Genomic DNA, 371 nt, shown 5'->3' on the forward strand with positions numbered 1-371 from the left:
CTCTTTTTTTATACGTTCATTACAAAATTAGATTCGATATTTTTAGTATGAATGGGCATGATAATAGCAAAAATGAATCGTAATTGTATCGTATAGGAGTGTGGATGGGAAATGAAAACGTTATATTTCATATGACAGAAAGGTGAACCTATATGAATCATCTTGGACAAATAACAATAGAATTGATTTTTGGTTTTTTTGTTCTATTGGTTGCTACAAAAATATTAGGGAAAACACAAATATCACAGCTAACGCCTTTTGATTTTATTTCTGCCATTGTTCTCGGAGAATTAGTCGGAAATACTATATATGATCCGGAAATAAAAGTATGGTCTATTTTATATGCAGTACTTGTATGGGTAGTGTTAATT

General features: G+C 29.9%; 1 protein-coding gene. It reads left to right on the forward strand.

What is annotated here, in order from left to right:
* Window positions 1–152: 152 nt before the first annotated feature.
* Window positions 153–371 (forward strand): DUF421 domain-containing protein (locus tag AC1DJR_RS34060; protein ID WP_477004678.1); only part of this gene is annotated, 219 nt, incomplete at its 3' end.

It is taken from the genome of Bacillus sp. 05T31 (assembly GCF_056396725.1).